Source organism: Dyella flagellata (genome assembly GCF_030160275.1).
Taxonomy (GTDB): domain Bacteria; phylum Pseudomonadota; class Gammaproteobacteria; order Xanthomonadales; family Rhodanobacteraceae; genus Dyella_B; species Dyella_B flagellata.
In genome coordinates this window covers 1-2,737 of record NZ_BSOA01000024.1, presented here as the reverse complement: position 1 = coordinate 2,737, position 2,737 = coordinate 1, and the positions used below count along the sequence as shown (strand labels likewise).

Below are 2,737 nucleotides of genomic sequence, written 5' to 3'. Positions count from 1 at the left end.
GACTCGCCCGGCCCCGGCGCGCTCCCCGCCGCCCAGCCCGATCCCGCCGACCTGCTCGTGTTCCACCTCGAGACCCGGCGCTGGCTCGCCGCCGACGCCTTGCGCGGCCGTCCGCTCGACGAGCAACTCCAGATCACGCTCGATACCGCGCACGCCGCCGGCGTCGCCCTGCCGTTCACCAGCCTCGCGCACGGCCGCCGCCACGTCGCGGTGTGGGAGAACAACATCCGCGCCCTGCGCGCGTACACCGCGCCGGCGTGGGGCGGCGCGATCGACTTCTTCTCGCCCGCCGACGCGCTCCCGGGCAGCCCGACCTCCCATCTCGATCACGCGTGGCGCGACCGCGGCGCCTTACACGTCGAAGTCGCCGGCGGAGATCATCTGTCGATGATCGCGCCGCCGCACGCCAGCGCGCTCGGCGCGAGGATCCGCACCCTCATCGACACTCGCACCCGGAGCATCGCGCCATGACCACGCAGGACACCATCGCCAAGTACTGGATGCAGATCCTCAACGTCGACACCGTCGAGCCTAGCGACGACTTCATCAGCCTCGGCGGCAGCTCGCTCAGCGCGGTCAAGGTCGCCAACCGGATCGCCGACGACCTCGGCGTGCAGCTCGATATCGGCGAGATGTTCAACACGCTCGAACAAGTCACCGCGCACTGCGATCAGCTGATCCGCGAGCGCGACGCAGGAGTCGCCCCGACATGACCGCCCGCTTCTTCAACGCGCCCGCCCACCACCACGGCGCCCGCTACCGCGCCCACAGCTGGTGGCGCGACACCACCTTCGTCGACGATCTACGCGCCGCCGCCGCGCGCACGCCCGATCAGCCGGCCGTGATCGCCGCGCGCGCGTTCGCCAAGGACGAGATCGCGATCACCTACAGCGAGCTCGCGCGCGAGGTCGATCACATCGCCGCCGCCCTGATCGCGCTCGGCGTCGGCCGCGAGGACATCGTCGCGCTGCAGCTGCCGACGTGGTGGCAGTTCACCGCCACCGCGCTTGCGTGCGCGCGGATCGGCGCCGTGGTCGCGCCGATCCCGGCCGATTACCGCCGGCGCGAGGTCGAGTTCATCCTCGCGCGCACCGAGGCCGTGGTGTACGTCGGCCCCGCGACTTGGATGCGGTTTTCGCACCGCGACTTGCTCCGCGAGCTCGCGCCGAGCTTGCCCGCGCTTCGCCATCGCATCTTCATCGACCTCGACGGCGCCCACCCCGGCGAGCTCGACTTCGCCGCCTGGCTCGTCGCCGCGCCGCCGCTCCCCGCCGCCGATCTCGATTGCCATGCCCCCGCCGCCGACGATGTCTTCCTCGTCATGTACACCTCCGGCACCACCGGCGAGCCCAAGGGCGTCGTCCACGCGTACAACACGCTGTACGCGATCGTGCGCGCGGTCAGCGAGAGCGCCGAGATCACCGCCGCCGACGTCGTCCACTCGCCTTCGGGTATGACCGGCATGATCGGCTTTCTCTACAACTTCCTCGTCCCGCTCCACGCCGGCGCGACCGCGGTGTTCGCCGACCTCGGCGATCCTGATCGCGGTCTCAGCTTGATCGAGCGCCACCACCTCAGCTTCATCTACGCGATCCCCAACTACGTGAGCGGCCTCGTCGACGCGTACCGGCGCAAGCCGTGCTCGCTCGCGAGCCTGCGCGTGATCGTCACCGGCTCGGCCGCCGTGCCACCGCACCTGATCGGCGCGGTGCGCGACGTGCTCGGCGTCCGAGTCCAGGCGCTGTGGGGGATGACCGAGATCGGTGGCGCGACGTTCACCGCGCCCGACGATCCGCCGGACTGGCCGGCGCACAGCGATGGTCGGCCGTGCGCGTGGATGGAGGTCCAGATCGCCGACCGCGCCGCCGACGGCAGCGGCCGCCTCCGCGTGCGCGGCGCGAACCAGTGCCTCGGCTACTTCCAACGCCCCGAGCTGTACGCGGCGGTGGTCGACGCCGACGGCTGGTTCGACACCGGCGATCTCGTGCGCGACGACGGTCGCGGCGGCATCCGCATCGTCGGCCGGATCAAGGACGTGATCGTGCGCAATGGCTACAAGGTACCGGTGCTCGAGGTCGAGTCCGCGCTTGCCTCGCACCCGCAGGTCGCGATGGTCGCGCTCGTCGCCGATCCGGATCCACAGGTCGGCGAGCGGGTATGCGCGGTGATCGTCGCGCGCGATCACGCGCCGTCGCTCACCGAGGTCCGCGATCACCTGCGCGCGGCCGGGATGTCGGTGCAGTACTGGCCCGATCGCGTACATGTCGTTGGCGAGATGCCGCTCACCGCGACCGGCAAGATCCAGAAGTACGTATTGCAAGATCAATTGCGCGCCACGCCACCATAAACATATGGACTTCACGCCGACCGAAAATCAGCAGTTGATCCAGCGCACGGCGCGCGAATTCGCCGATCGCGTGCTCGCGCCGGAAGCCGCCGCACGCGACGCGAATGGCGAATTCCCGTCCGCGGAATTGCGCGAGCTCGGTGCGCTCGGCCTGCTCGGCATCACCGTCCCCGCGGCGTTCGGCGGCGCTAACGCCGGCGCGATCGCGTACTCGCTCGCGATGCAGGAGCTCGCCCGCGGCGACGCCTCGGTCGCGGTCCTGTGCGCGCTCACCAACATGGTCGGCGAGCTGATCGCGACCCGCGGCAGCCCCGAGCTCGCCGCGCGTTGGGTGCCGCGCCTGATCTCCGGCGACGCGGTGGCCGGCGCGTTCGCGCTCAGCGAGCCCGA

4 protein-coding genes are annotated in these 2,737 nt (G+C 70.9%); all 4 read left to right on the top strand.

Annotated elements, in window-relative coordinates; genetic code table 11:
- Positions 1 to 471, top strand: a 471-nt coding sequence (locus tag QQJ96_RS12610; protein ID WP_284332356.1) for a hypothetical protein, incomplete at its 5' end; no start/stop codon positions are given.
- Positions 468 to 713, top strand: coding sequence for a phosphopantetheine-binding protein (locus QQJ96_RS12605; protein WP_284332355.1), 246 nt, complete (start codon positions 468 to 470; stop codon positions 711 to 713). The genes QQJ96_RS12610 and QQJ96_RS12605, both read left to right, overlap by 4 nt.
- Positions 710 to 2,347 carry an AMP-binding protein gene (locus tag QQJ96_RS12600; RefSeq protein ID WP_284332354.1) on the top strand — a complete coding sequence of 546 codons (1,638 nt, stop codon included), beginning with the start codon at positions 710 to 712 and terminating at the stop codon, positions 2,345 to 2,347. Before QQJ96_RS12605 ends, QQJ96_RS12600 begins: the two co-directional genes overlap by 4 nt.
- Before the next feature lie 4 nt (positions 2,348 to 2,351).
- A partial coding sequence (locus QQJ96_RS12595; RefSeq protein WP_284332353.1) for an acyl-CoA dehydrogenase family protein occupies positions 2,352 to 2,737 on the top strand: 386 nt, incomplete at its 3' end.

Bases quoted from the DNA above. Each gene is read 5' to 3' on its own strand.
- QQJ96_RS12605 (WP_284332355.1), top strand. From the start codon at position 468: ATGACCACGCAGGACACCATCGCCAAGTACTGGATGCAGATCCTCAAC.
- QQJ96_RS12600 (WP_284332354.1), top strand. From the start codon at position 710: ATGACCGCCCGCTTCTTCAACGCGCCCGCCCACCACCACGGCGCCCGC.